We start from the raw sequence: 17,286 nt of genomic DNA, 5'->3' as shown, positions 1-17,286 counted from the left end.
AGGCCGCCTGCGACGTCAAGGGCAACCTGCACCAGGGCAAGGTCGGCGTGCTGACCCTCGCCCCCACCGACGGCCTCGGCGTCCGCAACACCGAGAAACGCGAACGACACCTCGAGGCGATCAACCGGTTCCGCGGGATCTGATCCCCCGGGAGGTCACGGCACGCCGGGACCTCCCGGGGGATACTGGCGGCAGCCGGCTGTTCCACCCGGACCGCGTGACCCCGGTGACGGCCGGGACGCATGGTGCCCGACTCCCCGCGAGACGCTCACGGAGCGTTTCGCCGTCTGCGAGGATGACCCCCATGACCGACCCCCGCCGCGATCTGCTGCCGACCCACGAGGCCCAGCACTCGTTCGACGTCGTGCTGCGGGGCTACGACCGCAGCCAGGTCGCCGACACGATCGAGCGGCTCGAGGCCGACTTCCGGATCGCGATCGCCGACCGTGACGCGGCCGTGGGCCGATCCGCCGACCTCGGCGCCCAGTTGTCGGCCATGCACGCCGAGATCGAGTCGCTCCGCCGCAAGGCCGCCACTGCCAACGCCCCCACCTTCGAGAACATCAGCGAGCGCATCCAGCACATGCTGCAGCTCGCCGAGGAGGAGGCCGGCGAGATCCGGCGCGCCGCCGAGCTCGACGCCCAGGCGGTGCGGGAGCAGACCGCAGCCGAGGAGCGGGCACTGCTCGAGCGGCACGCCGCCGGTCAGGCCGAGGTGGAGCGGATGCTCGCCGAGGCCCGCCAGAGCGCCGAGCAGATCGCGCAGAAGGCCCAGCTCCGTGCCGACGAGCTCGTGGCCAAGGCCCAGGAGCGGGTGGCCCGGCTCGACGCCGAGTCGCAGGCACGCCGGGCCAAGGTCGAGGAGGACTTCGACATCGCCCAGCGGGCGCGCCGGGCCGAGGCCGCCGCGGCCGAGGACGAGCGGGAGCGCGTCTCCACGCAGGCCGCTCGCCAGCGCATCGCCGCCGCGGAGCAGCACTCCGCCCAGATCGTGGCCGAGGCCGAGGCCCGCGCCGAGGCGATCCGGGACATCCGCGACGAGCTCACCGGTCGGCTGCTCCAGGCCCGTCAGCTGCTCGGGTCCCTGCCCGACCTGGGTGACCGCCAGCCGGACGCCGCGCCGGAGGCGCAGCGGCCGACGGCGTCGGAGTCCCAGCCGCAGCCCCAGGCCGTCCACCCCCAGGGTCAGCCGGCGGCACCGTCCGCTCCCCAGGTCGCCCGTGCCGAGGGCGAGGCCGCCGCGGCGCGGCAGCCCACCCGGCCCGAGGCCCCCACCGGCTCGGCGTCGTCGTCGGCGCAGCACCGGTCGTCCGAGCCCACCCGCCAGCTGCCGATGCCGCCCCGCACCGGCGCCACCGCGGTGCCCCAGTCCCCGGCCACGCAGGTCATCGACCAGCCGGTGAGCTGACCGCCTGGTCACCCGCGGGCCGCAGCGGGGCCGCGGTCCGCGGATGACCAGTCCTCCGGGAGGTGCCGTGCTCGGCAGGCGCGCCCCCCAGGACCCGTCCGGTGCACCGGACCCGGCACCCTCTCGTCACCGGCACCGCGCCGCCCGGACCTACCGTCCGCGGCTGCCGGCCGCCGTCCTCTGGCCGTCGGCCGCGCTCGTGCTGGTCGCCCTGCTCGGCCTGCAGGCCGTGCGGCAGGCCGCGCGGCCTGGTGAGGGACTGCTCAGCGCGGAGGCCTTCCTCCGTACGGCCACCCGGGACGAAGCGTCCGCAGCCGTCTTCTCCCCCGATGGACTCGCCGCCCTGCACATGGCGGTGTACGCCGCGGTCACGCGCGCCTTCGACCGGGCCGACACCCTGGTCACAGCGGGCCGCGAGCTGCTCCTCGTCGTCACCGTGGTGTCCGCCGTGCTCCTCTGGGGCACAGCCCGCCGGCTCGGCTTCGGCTCCGCGAGCACGGCCGTGGCGATGCTGGTCGCCGGCGTGCCGCCGCTGCTGTCGACCATGGGTCTCCTGGACCTGCCCGCCCGGTTCGCCGTCCCGTGGCTGCTCCTCGCAGCCCTGCTGACCGTGGGAGGGAGTCCCTCCCGCACCGGGCTCGGGATCGCGCTGGTGTCCACCGTCCTGGCGGTGCTGCTCGCCCCGGACGTGCTCGTCCTGCTGCTGACCGGCGGGGCGGCCGCCCTGCTCACCGGGGTCCTCGCACCGCGCGGAACCCGCCGGGCACGGCTTATCGCAGCGGGGCTGCTCGGCGGCGGGGCCGTCGCCGTCGCGTTGCTGCTCGGAGATCCCGCACCGGGCGCGGCAGCCTCCGGCGTGGCACCCGGGGCGCTCCTGACCGCCGCGCTGGTCTTCGTCGTCATCGGCGGCCTCGCCGTCGCCACCCTCGACTCCCTCCGCGTCCCGGCGTTCGCACTGGTGGCCACCACCCTGCTGACGCAGCTGCCCTCGGGCCGGCTCTCGGCGCTGGTGGTCTGCCTGCCCGTCGCGGCGGTCCTGTCCGCCGGCCTGGCGCGGAGCCTCGTCCGGCCGCGGCCGGAGACGACCCGGCGGGTCCTGCGGATCGCCGGGGCGACGGTTCTCGCTGCCGCCGCCCTCACCACCGTCGTCGTGCTCCTCCGCACCCCGGCCTCGACCGCGGCCGGCCGGAACCCGGCCGGAGCGGTGATCGACTGGGCCCGGACCGGGCAGTCGCGGGACATCCACCTCGTCGCCGAGAACCCGCTCCGGGCACAGCTGATCCATGCCGGCGCCGGCCCGGACGCCGTGGGGCCGCCCGGTGCCCGGCCCGACGAGCCGCAGACCACCGTGCTCACCGTCCTCAGCGGAGCGCCGCCGGACGGCGCCATGGTGCTGGCCCGGTTTCCCGGCGACGGCGCCGCCGGCCCTCTGCTGGTGGTGGATCCCGCTCCCGGCATCCCCACCGGCGAGGAGCTCACCCGCCGGCGATCCCTCGCCGCGGCACTCCTGGCCAACCCCGCCACCACGCCCGGGGAGCGGGCCGCCGACGTCCTCGGGTCCGGCGAGGTCGATCCGCGGCTGCTCTCCGTCCTGGCCGCTCTGGGCGCCCAGTACGGGGTCGGGGTGCAGGACTTCCCCCTGGCCGACGGCGAGCCCCGCGAGGGACCCCTGGCCCGACGCGCGCTCGTCGACCGCCTCGCCGGGGACCCGCTGGTGCCGGGAGCGCCGGCGACGGAGCGGCTGGTGGCCTGGCTGGAGGCCCAGCTGCCACCGTTCGCCCCGGACGCCGTGACCTCCACCGAGCAGGGCGTACGGATCGAGTTCGCCTACGTGTCGGCCCCGGACGCCCTGGTCAGCGCCTCGGCACCGTGAACGCCGGGGTCGCGGGCGGCCTGAGGGGCGGCCCCGGGGTTTCCCCCGCGCGGGCCGTGCTGAACAGTGGGCCTCTCCGGCCCCGTTTCCGGTGCGGGCCCGTCTTCCCGGAGGTCCCCAATGAGGCGACTGGCGCGCACGCTCTGCGTAACCCTCCTGGCCACGGCCGGATCGCTGTCCGGTCTGCCGGGCGCCATGGCGGCGGACGGCGGCTTCCTCCGCCTGGCGCACCTCAGTCCGGACACTCCGGCGGTCGACGTCTACGTCGACTCGGTGGCCGATCCCGATGCGGGGATCGTGCTGGAGGGCGTCGGCTACGGCACCGTGTCGGAGTACCAGGACGTCCCGGCCGGCACGTACACCGTGGCGATGCGCACCGCCGGAGCGGGGGCGGACACTCCCGCGGTCCTCTCGACCACCGTCGACATCGCCGCCGGCAGCGCCCGCACGGTGGCCGGGCTGGGCTACTTCGCCGCCCTCGGACTGAAGGTCCTGGACGACGATCTGGCGCCCCCGCCGGCCGGCTCGGCCCGGATGCGCGTCGTCGCCGCGGCCCCGTCGGCCGGTGCCCTCGACGTGTCCCTGACCGGCGGCGGGTCCGTCGCATCCGGCGTGGAGTTCGCGGCCGCGACCGACTACCTCGAGGTCCCGGGCGGGTCCACGTCGTTGCGGGTGACCCCCCAGGGTGCCGCCGCGACGGACCTGCCGCTCGACCTCGCCGCCGGCTCGGTGTACAGCGTCCTGGTCCTGGATGCGCCGGAGGGCGGGCTCAAGCTGATGCCCCTGCTGGACGCAGCCGGGACGGGCGCGATGCCGGTGGGCGGGGTGGCCGCGGGTGCTGGTGGTTCCGCCGACGACGTCCCTGCCGGCCCGTGGGCGGCCGTCCTCGGCGTCGCGGTCCTGGCCGCGGCCGGCCTGCTCGTCTCTCTGCGCCGCCGGCCCGCCGGCCGCCCGCGCCACGGCGCGGGGTCCTGAGGCCCTCCGCGTGAGCCGGCACCGGGCGCCCCGCCGGGTCGGTCCCACCCTCGCCCGGCTGGTCCTCGCCGTGGTGGCCGCGTCCGGCGGCGTCCTCGCCCTGACCGCCCCCTCCGCACCGCCCTCGCCCTCCGCACCGCCCTCGGCCACGGCTCCTCCGTCTCCGCCGCCGGTGACGCTGGCGGCTGCCGCGCCGGCGGGGGCGGCGCCCACCCGTGTCCGCGTCCCGTCGGTGGGCGTGGACAGCACGCTCGAGCGGCTCGGGACCGACGCGGCCGGCGCTCTCGTCCCGCCGGGAGACTTCGGGCGGGCCGGCTGGTTCACCGGCGGGCCGGTGCCCGGGGAGGTCGGCCCGGCGGTCGTCGCCGGGCACGTCGACTCCTGGACCGGACCGGCGGTCTTCTTCCGCCTCGACGAGATCTCCGTCGGCGCCGAAGTGCTCGTCGACCGCGCCGACGGGACGACGGTGCGCTTCGCCGTCACGCGCGTGGCCCGGTACGCGAAGGACGACTTCCCTACCGCCGAGGTCTACGGGCCGACCACGGGGGCCGAGCTCCGGCTGGTCACCTGCGGCGGGGACTTCGACCAGGCCGACCGCAGCTATCTGGACAACGTCGTCGTCTACGCGAGAGCGGCCCCGCAGCCGGTCTAGCGGCGGTTCCCCCGGGCACGCCAGCAGGCGGTGTGCCAGTGCCGGCGGCGGTCGGCGGCGGAGTCGGTGTCCCACGGTTCCAGGTCGCTGTCCCGGGCGTAGGCCGGCCAGGTCACCACGTGCGGCGTGCCGAGACGGATCTCCTGGTCGCAGCCGGGACAGCGGTAGGTCTTGCCCGTCGAGGCACCCGACAGCGGCCGGACGACCCAGTCGCCGTCCGTCGCCTCCTCGACGGTCTCGGCGCGACGGACCGGGTCACGTCCCGGAGGACGTGACCCGGCCCGGGGTCGCCGACGGGGCACCGCCGCTCAGCGGCCGGCGTAGTCCCGGAACCCGCGGCCGGTCTTGCGCCCCAGGTAGCCGGCGGTGACCAGGTGCTCGAGCAGCGGTGCCGGCGCGAAGCCGGGCTCGCGGAACTCCGTGTAGAGCTCACGCTCGATGGCCAGGGAGACGTCCAGCCCGACGACGTCCAGCAGCTCGAAGGGCCCCATCGGGTAGCCGCAGCCGACCTTCATGGCGGCGTCGATGTCGTCGGCCGTGGCGTAGTGAGCCTCGAGCATCTTCACGGCGTCGTTGAGGTAGGGGAACAGCAGAGCGTTGACGATGAACCCGGCCCGGTCGGTGCAGGAGACGGCGTGCTTGCCGACCTGCGCCGAGACCGCGTGCGCCGTGGCGGCGACGTCGGGTGCGGTGGAGATGGTGGACACCACCTCGACCAGCTTCATCAGCTGCGCCGGGTTGAAGAAGTGCATGCCCACGACGTCGGACGCACGGCCGCTGGCCCTCGCGCACTCGATCACCGGGAGGCTGGACGTGGTGGTGGCCAGCACCGCGCCGGGCCTGGCGATCTCGCCGAGCGCGGAGAACAGCGCCTCCTTGACCGGGAGCGACTCGACGACCGCCTCGATGACGAGGTCGCGGTCGGCGAGGTCGTCCAGCGACGTCGTGCCGCTGACACGGGCCAGGACGGCGTCCCGGCCGGCCTCGTCCAGCTTCCCGCGGACGACGGCCTTGTCCAGGGACCGGGTCAGGGCCTTGAGGACCGCCTCGACCTTCTCGGGGGCGCGGGCCACGAAGAGGACGTCGAAGCCGCCCTTCGCGACGACCTCGATGATGCCGGTGGCCATCGTCCCGGAGCCGACGACGCCGACGGTCCGCACCGGCCGCGCCCCCGCGGCGGCGCCGCCCTCGGCCGGGGTGGCGGCGTCCGCGACCACCTCGGCGGAGTCGCGCCCGGCGTAGGTGTAGAAGCCGCGGCCGACCTTCCGGCCCAGCAGGCCCGCGGTCATCATCTGCTTGATGACCGGGCTGGGCGCGTGCAGCCGGTTGCGCGACTGCTTGTACATCGTGTCGAGGATCTCGTAGGCGGTGTCGATGCCGATGAGGTCCATGAGCGCCAGCGGGCCCATCGGCAGGCCGCAGCCCAGCCGCATGGCCGCGTCGATGTCCTCGCGGCTGGCGTACCGGTTCTCGAACATCGAGACGGCGTGGTTGAGGTAGCCGAACAGCAGGGCGTTGGCGATGAACCCGGCTTTGTCCCCGATCGTCACGTCGACCTTGCCCAGCCGGCCGGCCAGCGCCTCGACGTCGTCGACGACGGACTGCTCGGTGACGACCGTGCGTACGACCTCGACCAGCTTCATCACCGGCGCCGGGTTGAAGAAGTGCATGCCGATGACCTTGCTCGGCCGGCCGGTGACCACCGAGAGCTCGGTGACCGAGAGGCTCGAGGTGTTGGTCGCGAGGATCGTGTCCGGCGGGCAGATCTTGTCCAGGGCGGTGAAGACCTCGGCCTTGAGCTCCATGCGCTCCGGCACCGCCTCGATGACCAGCTCGGCGTTCGCGAGGTCCTCCAGCGACGTGCTGAACCGGATCCGCTCGAAGATCGCGTCCCGGTCCGCCGGGTCGAGCTTGCCGCGGCTGACGGCACGGCCGGTGGAGTGCTCGAGGTGGCCACGTCCCCGAGCGACGGCGTCGTCGTTGATCTCGACGGCGGTCACCGACAGGCCGGCCCGCGCGAGCACCTCGACGATGCCGGCTCCCATGGTGCCGAGTCCGACGACCCCGACCTCGTTCAGTTCTCTGGCCACGCTGCCACTCCTCCAGGGTCCGCCGATCCCGGCCAGTCTCTCACCCGCTCGATCGGCACGTGCGGGGCGCTACCCGTCGGTAACCTGACGGGCTCGCGGCCCGCCGCCGCCATCAATGCTGCCGCAGCCGCTCCCGCAGGCCCGCCATCGCCGAGCGCACGAGCTCGCCGTATCCGCCGTCCGGAAGGTCGGGTTCGGCGGCCTCGGCCAGGTGCAGCTGCTCCCGCGCCTCCGACAGCCGCCCGAGGCGCTCGTAGTCCGCGGCGAGGCTCGCGTGGAGCGACGCGCGCATGCCCCTGACCGTGAGCAAGGGGTGGAAGGAGGCGGCGCGGTCGTCGGTGAGCACGTCGGCCGCCGCCAGCGCCCGGCGGTCCCATTCCAGCTCCTGCGACGGGTCGTCCTGCAGATCCGCCATGAAGTGCGCCGGCGTCACGCGATGCGTGGGATCCCCGTCGTCCCCGATCCGCGTCCACAGTTCGCCGAACAGCTCGCGTGCGCGAGGCCGGTCACCGCTCAGGGCCGCTTGCTGGGCCGTCGTGATGGCCGCCATCACCTCGTCGCTCACGGGCACCCCGGGGTCCGGTCGTCGCCCTCCGCACTCACCGCTGCACCTCCAGGTGCTGTTCAGAACAGGCGCGCGGACGGGTCGTCGGTGCCCTTGAGGACGGCGTAGTCGACCGTCACGCAGTCGATGCCGCGGTCCAGCGCCAGCACGCGCGCCTGCGGCTTGATCTCCTGGGCCGCGAAGACGCCCTTGACCGGGGCGAGCAGCGGATCGCGGTTGAGCAGCTCGAGATACCGGGTGAGCTGCTCGACGCCGTCGATCTCGCCGCGCCGCTTGATCTCCACGGCCACCACCGCGCCGGCGGCGTCCCGGCAGAGCAGGTCGACCGGGCCGATGGCCGTCGGGTACTCCCGGCGCACCAGCGACCACCCCGGCCCGAAGGTCTCGACGTGCAACGCCAGCAGCCGCTGCAGCTCGGCCTCCACGCCGTCCTTCTGCAGGCCGGGGTCCACGCCGAGCTCTTGGGAGTAGTCGTGCTCGACCGCCTCGATGGTGACGATCAGCTGCTCGCCGGCCTTGTTGGTCACCGTCCAGGTGCCCGCGCCGTCGGTCAGGTCCTCCTTGAGGCTGCACGGCGGGCTCATCCAGTTCAGCGGCTTGTAGGCCCGGTCGTCGGCATGGATGGACACCGACCCGTCGGCCTTGACCAGCAGGAGACGGGTCGCCATCGGCAGATGAGCGGTGAGCCGCCCGATGTAATCGACGGAGCAGCGGGCGATGACCAGACGCACGGGCGCCGACGCTACCGGTACGGCTGGAACCCGCCCGGGGGGCACCGCGTCCTGGATGTGTGACGAGTCCCGGAACCCACCGCGCCGCGGCGGCGTTCACGGCCCTGCTCGTGCTGACCGGCTGCGCGCAGCGCGGGGGTGCCACCCCGGCGCCGGCTCCCCCGCCGTCCGCGGAGCTGCCGGCCGACGCCGCGCTGGTCCTGCGGGTGGAGTACGTCGGCGGCTTCGTCCCGCCGGAGATGCTGGCCGGCCGGCTGCCGATCACCAGCGTCTACGCCGACGGACGGGTGATCGCCGAGGCCCGGTGCCGGCCATCTATCCGGGCTTCGCCTGGCCCAACGTCCAGGTCGTCGACATCGGCAGGGACGGCGTCCAGGGGCTGGCCGAGCGCGCGCTCGCCGCCGGGGTGGCGGAGACCGGCGACCTCGGGATGCCGCCCATCGCCGACGTGCCCTCCACGCGGTTCACCCTCGTCACCGCGGACGCCACCTACGTCCGCGAGGTGTACGGCCTGGCCGAGACGGCCGGCGGGCCGGCCGACGGGCTCACGCCGGCGCAGGAGGCCGCCCGCCGGGAGCTGAGCGACTTGTTCGCCGCCGTCACCGGTCTGGGGCTGACCGAGGCCGGCGACGAGCCGCCCCTGCCGTACGTGCCCTCGGCGGTCGCGGGGGTCGTCCGCCCCTGGACGGCGCCCGAGGAGGACATCGCCCAGGGCCTGAGCCCCGAGCCGGTGCCGTGGCCGGGCCCGGCGCTGCCCGGGACGCCGCTCGGCGGTCTCCCCGACCTGTCCTGTGTGACCGCCACCGGCGCCGAGGCCACCGCCGTGATCGAGGCGGCCGGCGGCGCGAACCTGCTGACACCCTGGCTCTCCGCGGACGGCACCCGGTGGTCGGTGCTCTTCCGGCCGCTGCTGCCCGACGAGTCCGGCTGCGCCGACCTGGCCGGCTGAGCCCGGACGCAGACCGGCCCGGCCTCCGGGAGGAGGGCCGGGCCGGCGTGCAGGGGAACTCAGACGGTCGCGGGCTGCCGCAGGTCGGCGTCCACGCCACCCTGGGCCTCGACGGCCGCGAGCGGCTCCGCCGGGCGGCCCGACCGGTACCGCTCGACGTCGAGGATGCCCTCTCGCTTGGCGACGATCGTCGGGACCAGCGCCTGACCGGCCACGTTCACCGCGGTGCGGCCCATGTCGAGGATCGGGTCGATGGCCAGGAGCAGGCCGACGCCGGCCAGCGGCAGGCCGAGCGTGGACAGGGTCAGCGTCAGCATGACCACCGCGCCGGTGACCCCGGCGGTGGCGGCCGAGCCGACGACGGAGACCAGCGCGATCAGCAGGTAGTCGGTGATCCCGAGGTCCACGCCGAAGAACTGGGCCACGAAGATCGCCGCCAGCGCCGGGTAGATCGCGGCGCAGCCGTCCATCTTCGTCGTCGCCCCGAGCGGGACGGCGAACGAGGCGTAGGACCGCGGGACGCCGAGGTTCTGCTCGGTCACCCGCTCGGTCACCGGGAGCGTGCCGATCGAGGAGCGGGAGACGAAGGCCAGCTGGATGGCCGGCCAGGCGCCCGCGAAGAAGCGCAGCGGCGAGAGCCCGTGCGCCCGCAGCAGCACCGGGTAGACGACGAACAGCACGAGCGCGAGACCGGCGTAGACCGCCCCGGTGAAGACGCCGAGCGAGCCGAGGGACTCCCACCCGTAGCTGGCGACGGCGTTGCCGATCAGGCCGAGCGTGCCGATCGGGGCCAGCAGGATGACCCACCACAGCACCTTCTGGACGATCGCCAGTGCGGAGCGGACGAAGCCGAGGAACGGTTCGGCCGGCTCGCCGACCTTGAGCGCCGCGACGCCGATGGCCACCGCGATGACGATCAGCTGGAGGACGTTGAAGGACAGCGCGCCCTCCGCGGAGCCCTGGAGGCCGAAGATGTTGCCGGGCACGATGCCGGTGAGGAAGTCGAACCAGGAGCCGGTCTTCTCCGGGTCGGTCGCGCTCGCCGCATCGACGGAGCTGTTGCGGCCGGGCTGGGTGAGCAGGCCCAGGCCGATGCCGATCGCGACGGAGATGAGCGCGGTGACGGCGAACCAGAGCAGCGTCTGGCCGGCGAGCCGCGCGGCGTTGGACACCTGCTTGAGGTTGGCGATGCTGACGATCACCGCGGTGACGATCAGCGGCGGGACGAGCACCTTCAGCAGCGTCACGAAGGTGCCGCCGATGGTCTGCAGCGTGCTGGTGAGCCAGTTGGGCGAGCCGTCGGCGACGGGGCCGATCTCACGGGCGACGAGGCCGAGGACCACGCCGAGGACGAGGGCGATCAGGACCTGCGCCGCGAACGGGACGCGGCGGAGACGAGCGAGCACGAGGAAGTGCCTTTCGGGGAGTGATGCAGCAAGGGACGGGGCGGGGCGAGGCGGTCAACAGGCCGCGGTCGTCACCCGTCCGAAGTCCACGGCGCGCCGCCGCGTGAGGTCCCAGAGGTTCTGCACGCCTGGGTCAATGCGGACGATCGGCTGCCGCATCCCGGTTGTGCGCAGCCTCACCCGGGCTGCGGGAACCGCCACCGGGTCGGGCTGCCGGAGAAGTCGTCCTCGGAGATCGCGAAGACCCACTCCGGTCGGACCGAGAACGTGCCGTTGACGGCGGGGTCCAGGAAATCGACCCTCACCCCGCCGCCGTACTTGCCGTTCACCGCTGCCACGAACCCCTCGATCCCGGCCCGGTCGGTCACCTGCTCGGCCACGCCGTCGACGACGACGGGGTCGCGGGCGTCGTCCGTGGTCAGCGTGCAGCGCGGCTCGACGGCGACGTCGCGGGCCTTGCGGGAGCGCATGCCGGTGGAGAACCAGAGCCGCGCGTCGAGCCAGACACCCCACACCGGCATGACGTGCGGCCGCCCGTCGGGGCGGACAGTGGCACACCAGTAGTCGTGCGAGACGGTCAGCCGGCGCTCGGCCTCCGCCCAGGCCATCAGTCCGCTGCCCTGGTCGGCCGGCAGCACCCCGTACCCCGGCATCCAGGGACGATCGGGAGCCGGCCCGGTCATCAGTCGGTCCAGACCGGCTTCCGCTTCTCGAGGAAGGCGGCCATGCCCTCGCGGGCGCCGGGGATCTGGCTGGCCGCGGCCATGACCTCGATCGCGGTCGTGTAGGCGTCCCGCTCCGGGCGGTCGAGTTGGGCGTACATCGTCTGCTTGCCCCAGGCCTTGCTGGCCCGCGAGCCGCGGGTGGCCCGGGCCATGAGGTCGTCCACGGCCTCGTCCAGCTCGTCGTCGGGCACGACCCGGTTGACCAGCCCCCAGTCCAGCGCGGTCCGCGCGTCGATGACGTCACCGGTCAGGGCAAGCTCCATCGCCCGCTTCCGGCCGACGTTGCGGGCGATCGCCACCATCGGCGTGTGGCAGAACCAGCCACCCTTGCCGCCCGGGGCGGCGAACCCCGCCGACTCCGCGGCGACGGCCAGGTCGCAGGAGGCGACGAGCTGGCAGCCGGCCGCGGTCGCCAGCGCGTGCACCCGCGCGAGGACCACCTGCGGCACGTCCTGGACGGTCTGCATGAGTTCCGTGCACAGCGCCAGCAGGCTGCGCACGTCGGGCAGCGGCGCACCGGAGACGTCGGCGAAGTCGTGCCCGGCGCTGAACACCGGGCCCTCCGCCGCCAGGACGATGCCGGTCGCGTCGCTGCCGCCCACCTCGGTGACGGCGGCCAGCAGCTGGGTCAGGTGCTCCCGGGACAGCGCGTTCCGCTTCGCGGGCCGCACCATCGTGATCTGGACGATGTCGCCGTCGCGTTCGACCCGTGGGGCTCCGTTGCCGCTCATGGACCGACTCCATCACGCCGGGGCCGCATCCGGCAACGACAGGGTGCCGACCAGGGAAGCTGAGGCCGTGCCCGGTGCCGAACCGCTGACCCCGACCGCTCCCCGGCCGGCCGGCCGCACCGTGTCCACCCAGGACTGGCGGGACGTCACCTTCCTGCACTGGGCCGTGGACCCGGCCCGCGTCGCGCCCCTGCTGCCCGCCGGCACCGTGCCGGACGTGCACGACGGGTGCACCTACGTGGGGCTGATCCCCTTCCGGATGCACCGCGTCGGGCTGCTCGGGGCGCCCGGCCTGCCCTACCTCGGGTCGTTCGCCGAGACCAACGTCCGGCTGTACTCGGTCGACGGGGACGGACGCCGCGGCGTGGTGTTCCGCTCCCTCGACGCCGAGCGGCTGCTCCCGGTGCTGGCCGGACGCTGGGCCGCCGGCCTGCCCTACGCCTGGTCGCGGATGCGGATCGCCCGCGCCGGCGCCGTCCTCACCTACACCTCGCGACGCCGAGGGCCCGGCCCGCGCAGCCGGGTCGTCGTGCGGGTGGGCGGTGCCCTTCCCGAGGTCGACCCGCTGGCGCGCTTCCTCACCGCGCGGTGGGGCCTGCACCGCCCCGGCCGCGACGGCCCGGTGTTCTGGCCCAACGAGCACGGCGAGTGGCCGCTGCACCGGGCGGAGCTGCTGGACCTGGAGGAGTCGCTGCTGACCGCCGCCGGGCTGGACCCGGCGACGGGACCCCCCGACAGCGTGCTGTTCTCGCCGGGGGTGGCGGCCCGATTCGGGCCGCCAGTGCCGGTCAGGCCGGCGCCGGCACCTTCTCGTCGAGGCCGTTCGCCTCGCGGACGACGTCGACGATCTGGCCCATGATGTCGGTCAGCCCGAAGTCCTTCGGGGTGAAGACGCGGGCCACACCCTGCTCGCGCAGCCGCCGGGCGTCGCTGTCGGGCACGATCCCGCCGACCACCACCGGGACGTCGTCCAGGCCGGCCTCCTTCAGGCCGCGCAGCACCGCCGGGACGACCTGCAGGTGCGAGCCCGACAGGACCGACAGCCCGACGACGTGCACGTCCTCCTCCACGGCCGCCGAGACGATCTGCGCCGGCGTGAGCCGGATGCCCTGGTAGACGACCTCGAAGCCGGCGTCGCGGGCGCGCACCGCGATCTGCTCGGCGCCGTTGGAGTGCCCGTCGAGGCCGGGCTTGCCGACCAGGAAGCGCAGCCGTCCGCCGAGCTCCTCGCCGGTGGCCCGCACGCGCTCGCGGACGTCGGTCAGCGTGGCGTCGGCCTCACCTCCGGCGCTCGCCGCGGCGACGCCGGTGGGCGCCCGGTACTCGCCGAACACCTCGCGGAGGACGCCGGCCCACTCCCCCGTCGTCACGCGCGCGCGGGCGCAGTCGAGGGTGGCGGCCATCAGATTGGTGTCGGTGCCGGCGGCCGCGCGCAGGGCGTCGAGCGCCTGGTCGGCGGCGGCCTGGTCGCGCTGGGCCCGCCACGTCCGCACGGCCTCCTGCGCCGCGTTCTCCACGGCCGGGTCGACGACCATGATCGCGGTGTCGAGGTCGGCGGTGAGCGGATTGGGCTCCGTCGTCTCGAACCGGTTGACGCCGACGACGACGTCCTCACCGCTCTCGATCCGCCGGCGCCGCTCGGCCAGCGAGCCGACCATCGCGCTCTTCATGTACCCGGACTCGACCGCCGCGACCGCGCCGCCCAGCTGCTCGACGCGGGCCATCTCGGCCCGGGCGCCCTCGACGAGCTCGGCGACCTTCTGCTCCACGACGACCGAGCCCGTGAACAGGTCCTCGTACTCGAGCAGGTCGGTCTCGAACGCCAGCACCTGCTGCAGCCGCAGCGACCACTGCTGGTCCCAGGGCCGCGGGAGGCCGAGCGCCTCGTTCCAGGCAGGCAGCTGCACGGCCCGGGCGCGGGCGTCCCGGGAGAGCGTGACGCCCAGCATCTCCAGGACGATCCGCTGCACGTTGTTCTCCGGCTGCGCCTCGGTCAGGCCCAGGGAGTTGACCTGCACGCCGTAGCGGAAGCGGCGGTGCTTGGGGTCCTCGACGCCGTAGCGCTCCTTCGTCAGCTCGTCCCAGAGCTGGGTGAAGGCGCGCATCTTGCACATCTCCTCGACGAAGCGGACGCCCGCGTTGACGAAGAAGGAGATGCGGGCGACGACCTCGCCGAACCGCTCCTGCGGGACCTGCCCCGAGTCGCGCACGGAGTCGAGGACGGCGATCGCCGTGCTGATCGCGTAGGCGATCTCCTGCACCGGCGTGGCCCCGGCCTCCTGCAGGTGGTAGCTGCAGATGTTGATCGGGTTCCACTTCGGCATCGCCGTCACCGTGTAGGCCACCATGTCGGTGATCAGCCGCATCGACGGCGCCGGCGGGAAGACGTAGGTGCCCCGCGACAGGTACTCCTTGATGATGTCGTTCTGCGTCGTCCCGGCGAGCTTCGAGACGTCGTGCCCGTGCTCCTCGGCGACCGCCTGGTACAGCGCCAGCAGCCACATCGCGGGCGCGTTGATCGTCATCGACGTGTTCATCTCGTCGAGCGGGATGCCGTCGAAGAGCGCCCGCATGTCGCCGATGTGGGTCACCGGCACACCGACCTTGCCGACCTCACCTACGGCGAGCTCGTGGTCCGGGTCGTAGCCGGTCTGCGTCGGCAGGTCGAAGGCGACCGACAGGCCGGTCTGGCCCTTCGCGAGGTTGCGCCGGTACAGGGCGTTGGACTCGGCCGGCGAGGAGTGGCCGGCGTAGGTGCGCATGACCCAGGGGCGGTCGCGCTCCTCCGGCACGTGCGGGAACGGCATGCCCGCGGAGTCTAGGGCGGTTACTCCCCAGTAGCAGCCCCGCCCCCGGGCTGCGGCCGGTGGCACACTCGATCGCGTTCGGACGGGAGGTGGCGCATGCCGATCGGAGCGGGCAGCAACCTGCACTACCTGGTGGGCCCGGTCATCGCGTTCGTCGTCCTTGGGCTGCTGGCCCTGTTCATGCGGTGGGCCTTCGGCAGCAGCACGGCGCGCGTGCGACCCGCGGCGCCGGCCGGTGACGAGCTGCTCACCCGCATCGCCACGGTCTCCCGCCGCGAGTCGGCGCACGCACTGCGCGCCGTGCTCTCCGACGCCGGCATCCGCTCGACCATCCGGTTCCCCGCCGCCCACCGGGCCGACGTGCTGGTCTTCCCGGAGGACGCCGACCGGGCCAGAGCCCTGGCGGCCACCTTTCCGGGTCCCGAGTAGTCAGTCGGGGCGCTGGGTGCGTTCGATCGTCGCGCCGAGCCCGCGGAGCTGCTGGACGAAGTCGGGATATCCGCGGTCGACGTGGTGCACGTCCTGCACCTCGGTGATGCCGTCCGACACCAGCCCGGCCAGCACGAGCCCGGCGCCGGCGCGGATGTCGGTCGCGACGACGGGCGCGCTGGAGAGCCGCTCCCGCCCGCGGACGACGGCGTGGTGGCCGTCGGTGCGCACGTCGGCGCCGAGCCGGACGAGCTCGTTGACGAACATGAACCGGCCCTCGAACACGTTCTCGGTGATCAGCGCCGTCCCGGTCGAGACGGCGGCGAGCGCGACCGCCATCGGCTGCAGATCGGTCGGGAAGCCCGGGTAGGGCAGCGTGACGACGTCGACGCAGCGCGGGCGGTCGTTCATCGACACCCGCAACCCGTCCGGCAGCACCTCCACGACGGCTCCCGCGTCGGTCAGCTTGTCCAGCGCGACGGTCAGGTGGTCGGCGACCGCGCGCTCGACGACGACGTCCCCGCGGGTCATGACCGCCCCGATGGCCCAGGTCCCGGAGACGATCCGGTCGGGCACGGTCGTGTACGACACCGGCGAGAGCGCATCGACGCCGTCGACGGTGATGGTCGAGGTGCCGGCCCCGTCGATGCGGGCGCCCATCGCGGTGAGCATCGCGCAGAGGTCGACGATCTCCGGCTCGCGGGCGGCGTTGTCGACGACGGTCGTGCCGCTGGCGAGGACGGCCGCCATCACGAGGTTCTCGGTGGCCCCGACCGACGGGAAGTCCAGCCAGATCGAGGTCCCGACGAGCCGCGGGGCGGTCGCGATGAGGAAGCCGTGCTCGCTGACGATGGTGGCCCCGAGCCGCTCGAGGCCGGAGATGTGCATGTCGAGCCCTCGCGAGCCGATCGCGTCGCCTCCGGGCAGCGCCACCCGCGCGCTCCCGCAGCGGGCCACGAGCGGGCCGAGCACGCTGATGGAGGCGCGCATCCGGCGGACCAGGTCGTAGTCCGTCTCGGTGGAGGGCTTCTCGGGCACGTCGACGACGACCCGGCCGCCTCCGCTGCCGTTCCCGGTGCGCTCGTAGGTCACCTCGCAGCCGAGGCGCCGGAGCACCTCGCTCATGATCGCGACGTCGAGGATGTCGGGGACCTCGTCGATGGTGGTCGTGCCGGTCGCGAGCAGCGCCGCCGCCATCAGCTTGAGTGCGCTGTTCTTCGCGCCGGTGACCCGGACGCGTCCGTTCAGGACCGCACCGCCGGTCACCTCGAAGCACTCCACGCGGTCACCCTACGGACGTCCTAGGCTCGCGGTCATGACGGTCCGGCTCACCCGCATCTACACGAAGACCGGCGACGCCGGGCAGACGCACCTGGGCGACATGAGCCGGGTGGAGAAGACCGATCCCCGGCTGGTGGCCTTCGCCGACGTGGACGAGGCGAACAGCGTGCTGGGGGTGGCCCTCGCGCTGGGGTCCCCGGAGCCGGCGGTCGCCGACCTGCTCCGCTCCGTGCAGAACGATCTGTTCGACGTGGGGGCCGACCTCTGCACCCCGGTCACCCCGGATCCGCAGTTCCCGCCGCTCCGGGTGACCGCCGCCTACACCGAGCGGCTCGAGGCGGCCTGCGACGCGTACAACGAGGCGCTGCCGACGCTGGCCAGCTTCATCCTCCCGGGCGGGACCCCGGGGGCGGCGCTCCTGCACCAGGCACGGGTGGTCGTCCGGCGGGCCGAGCGCAGCGTGTGGGCCCTGCTGGCGGCCGACGGCGCGCACACCAATCCGGAGACCGCGCGCTACCTCAACCGGCTCTCCGACCTGCTGTTCATCCTGGCGCGGGGCGCCAACCCCGGCGGGGACGTGCTGTGGGAGCCCGGCGCGCACAGTGGCGCACACGCCCAGAAGGCGGCTGCGGATCCGGGCACGGCGGAGCCGGCCGACTGACCC

General features: G+C 74.1%; 17 protein-coding genes. 8 read left to right on the top strand and 9 right to left on the bottom strand.

Going from position 1 to position 17,286, the window contains the following annotated elements:
• The first annotated feature begins 304 nt into the window (after positions 1 to 304).
• The 4 genes from E4P39_RS21190 (at position 305) to E4P39_RS21175 (ending at position 4,908) form a co-directional block, all read left to right on the top strand.
• The gene (locus E4P39_RS21190) at positions 305 to 1,408 is read left to right on the top strand and encodes a hypothetical protein (RefSeq protein WP_209306656.1); all 1,104 of its coding nucleotides are present in this window, start codon (positions 305 to 307) and stop codon (positions 1,406 to 1,408) included.
• 43 nt (positions 1,409 to 1,451) lie between these two features.
• Entirely contained in the window at positions 1,452 to 3,281 is a 1,830-nt protein-coding gene (locus E4P39_RS21185) for a hypothetical protein (RefSeq protein ID WP_135138619.1), read from the top strand.
• 120 nt (positions 3,282 to 3,401) lie between these two features.
• Positions 3,402 to 4,256, top strand: coding sequence for a DUF4397 domain-containing protein (locus E4P39_RS21180; RefSeq protein ID WP_135138617.1), 855 nt, complete (start codon positions 3,402 to 3,404; stop codon positions 4,254 to 4,256).
• 10 nt (positions 4,257 to 4,266) lie between these two features.
• Entirely contained in the window at positions 4,267 to 4,908 is a 642-nt protein-coding gene (locus E4P39_RS21175; protein WP_135138615.1) for a class F sortase, read from the top strand.
• On the opposite strand, the gene E4P39_RS21170 is transcribed toward E4P39_RS21175, so the two are convergent.
• From E4P39_RS21170 to nucS, 4 genes are all read right to left on the bottom strand, one after another.
• Positions 4,905 to 5,210, bottom strand: coding sequence for a hypothetical protein (locus E4P39_RS21170; RefSeq protein ID WP_135138613.1), 306 nt, complete (start codon positions 5,208 to 5,210; stop codon positions 4,905 to 4,907). The two genes, E4P39_RS21175 and E4P39_RS21170, sit on opposite strands and share 4 nt — an antisense overlap.
• 6 nt (positions 5,211 to 5,216) lie before the next feature.
• Positions 5,217 to 6,998, bottom strand: a complete 1,782-nt coding sequence (locus E4P39_RS21165) for a 3-hydroxybutyryl-CoA dehydrogenase (RefSeq protein WP_135138611.1) — start codon at positions 6,996 to 6,998, stop codon at positions 5,217 to 5,219.
• Positions 6,999 to 7,110: 112 nt separating this feature from the next.
• Positions 7,111 to 7,563 carry a hypothetical protein gene (locus E4P39_RS21160; RefSeq protein WP_135138610.1) on the bottom strand — a complete coding sequence of 151 codons (453 nt, stop codon included), beginning with the start codon at positions 7,561 to 7,563 and terminating at the stop codon, positions 7,111 to 7,113.
• A 59-nt stretch (positions 7,564 to 7,622) separates the two neighbouring features.
• The gene (gene nucS, locus E4P39_RS21155; RefSeq protein WP_135138608.1) at positions 7,623 to 8,294 is read right to left on the bottom strand and encodes an endonuclease NucS; all 672 of its coding nucleotides are present in this window, start codon (positions 8,292 to 8,294) and stop codon (positions 7,623 to 7,625) included.
• A 304-nt stretch (positions 8,295 to 8,598) separates the two neighbouring features.
• Between nucS and E4P39_RS21150 the strand changes: the two genes are divergently transcribed.
• Positions 8,599 to 9,243 (top strand): hypothetical protein, encoded by a 645-nt coding sequence (locus tag E4P39_RS21150; RefSeq protein WP_209306655.1) that lies wholly within the window; start codon positions 8,599 to 8,601, stop codon positions 9,241 to 9,243.
• Between the two features lie 59 nt (positions 9,244 to 9,302).
• Here E4P39_RS21150 and E4P39_RS21145 read toward each other — a convergent pair whose 3' ends face one another.
• The 3 genes from E4P39_RS21145 to E4P39_RS21135 all read right to left on the bottom strand — a co-directional run bounded on the left by E4P39_RS21145 (position 9,303) and on the right by E4P39_RS21135 (position 12,105).
• On the bottom strand, positions 9,303 to 10,649 hold the full coding sequence (locus E4P39_RS21145) for a dicarboxylate/amino acid:cation symporter (RefSeq protein ID WP_135138606.1): 1,347 nt from the start codon (positions 10,647 to 10,649) through the stop codon (positions 9,303 to 9,305).
• A 176-nt stretch (positions 10,650 to 10,825) separates the two neighbouring features.
• On the bottom strand, positions 10,826 to 11,302 hold the full coding sequence (locus E4P39_RS21140; protein ID WP_209306654.1) for a pyridoxamine 5'-phosphate oxidase family protein: 477 nt from the start codon (positions 11,300 to 11,302) through the stop codon (positions 10,826 to 10,828).
• Positions 11,303 to 11,331: 29 nt separating this feature from the next.
• Complete coding sequence (locus E4P39_RS21135) at positions 11,332 to 12,105, bottom strand: enoyl-CoA hydratase-related protein (RefSeq protein ID WP_135138602.1); 774 nt, start codon at positions 12,103 to 12,105, stop codon at positions 11,332 to 11,334.
• A 67-nt stretch (positions 12,106 to 12,172) separates the two neighbouring features.
• Between E4P39_RS21135 and E4P39_RS21130 the strand changes: the two genes are divergently transcribed.
• The gene (locus E4P39_RS21130) at positions 12,173 to 12,964 is read left to right on the top strand and encodes a DUF2071 domain-containing protein (RefSeq protein WP_209306653.1); all 792 of its coding nucleotides are present in this window, start codon (positions 12,173 to 12,175) and stop codon (positions 12,962 to 12,964) included.
• Here the strand turns inward: E4P39_RS21130 and E4P39_RS21125 are convergent.
• Positions 12,894 to 14,912 carry a protein meaA gene (locus E4P39_RS21125; RefSeq protein ID WP_135138598.1) on the bottom strand — a complete coding sequence of 673 codons (2,019 nt, stop codon included), beginning with the start codon at positions 14,910 to 14,912 and terminating at the stop codon, positions 12,894 to 12,896. The two genes, E4P39_RS21130 and E4P39_RS21125, sit on opposite strands and share 71 nt — an antisense overlap.
• A gap of 96 nt (positions 14,913 to 15,008) precedes the next feature.
• Here E4P39_RS21125 and E4P39_RS21120 point away from each other — a divergent pair, with 96 nt between their 5' ends.
• Entirely contained in the window at positions 15,009 to 15,341 is a 333-nt protein-coding gene (locus E4P39_RS21120) for a hypothetical protein (protein ID WP_135138597.1), read from the top strand.
• On the opposite strand, the gene murA is transcribed toward E4P39_RS21120, so the two are convergent.
• The gene (murA, locus tag E4P39_RS21115; RefSeq protein WP_135138595.1) at positions 15,342 to 16,622 is read right to left on the bottom strand and encodes a UDP-N-acetylglucosamine 1-carboxyvinyltransferase; all 1,281 of its coding nucleotides are present in this window, start codon (positions 16,620 to 16,622) and stop codon (positions 15,342 to 15,344) included.
• 34 nt (positions 16,623 to 16,656) lie between these two features.
• Between murA and E4P39_RS21110 the strand changes: the two genes are divergently transcribed.
• The gene (locus E4P39_RS21110; protein WP_135138593.1) at positions 16,657 to 17,283 is read left to right on the top strand and encodes a cob(I)yrinic acid a,c-diamide adenosyltransferase; all 627 of its coding nucleotides are present in this window, start codon (positions 16,657 to 16,659) and stop codon (positions 17,281 to 17,283) included.
• The last annotated feature ends 3 nt before the right edge of the window (positions 17,284 to 17,286 follow it).

Origin of the sequence: Blastococcus sp. CT_GayMR19 (assembly GCF_004570385.1) — a bacterium.
In the GTDB taxonomy this organism is placed as follows: Bacteria; Actinomycetota; Actinomycetes; order Mycobacteriales; family Geodermatophilaceae; genus Blastococcus_B.
The sequence above is the reverse complement of the archived record's forward strand: the minus strand, read 5'-3'. Positions and strand labels throughout refer to the sequence as shown.

Excerpts from the sequence above, each read along its gene's own strand:
- E4P39_RS21190 (WP_209306656.1), top strand. The coding sequence starts at position 305 with ATGACCGACCCCCGCCGCGATCTGCTGCCGACCCACGAGGCCCAGCAC.
- E4P39_RS21185 (WP_135138619.1), top strand. The coding sequence starts at position 1,452 with ATGACCAGTCCTCCGGGAGGTGCCGTGCTCGGCAGGCGCGCCCCCCAG.
- E4P39_RS21180 (WP_135138617.1), top strand. The coding sequence starts at position 3,402 with ATGAGGCGACTGGCGCGCACGCTCTGCGTAACCCTCCTGGCCACGGCC.
- E4P39_RS21140 (WP_209306654.1), bottom strand. The coding sequence starts at position 11,302 with ATGCCGGGGTACGGGGTGCTGCCGGCCGACCAGGGCAGCGGACTGATG.
- E4P39_RS21135 (WP_135138602.1), bottom strand. The coding sequence starts at position 12,105 with ATGAGCGGCAACGGAGCCCCACGGGTCGAACGCGACGGCGACATCGTC.
- E4P39_RS21125 (WP_135138598.1), bottom strand. The coding sequence starts at position 14,912 with ATGCCGTTCCCGCACGTGCCGGAGGAGCGCGACCGCCCCTGGGTCATG.
- E4P39_RS21120 (WP_135138597.1), top strand. The coding sequence starts at position 15,009 with ATGCCGATCGGAGCGGGCAGCAACCTGCACTACCTGGTGGGCCCGGTC.
- E4P39_RS21110 (WP_135138593.1), top strand. The coding sequence starts at position 16,657 with ATGACGGTCCGGCTCACCCGCATCTACACGAAGACCGGCGACGCCGGG.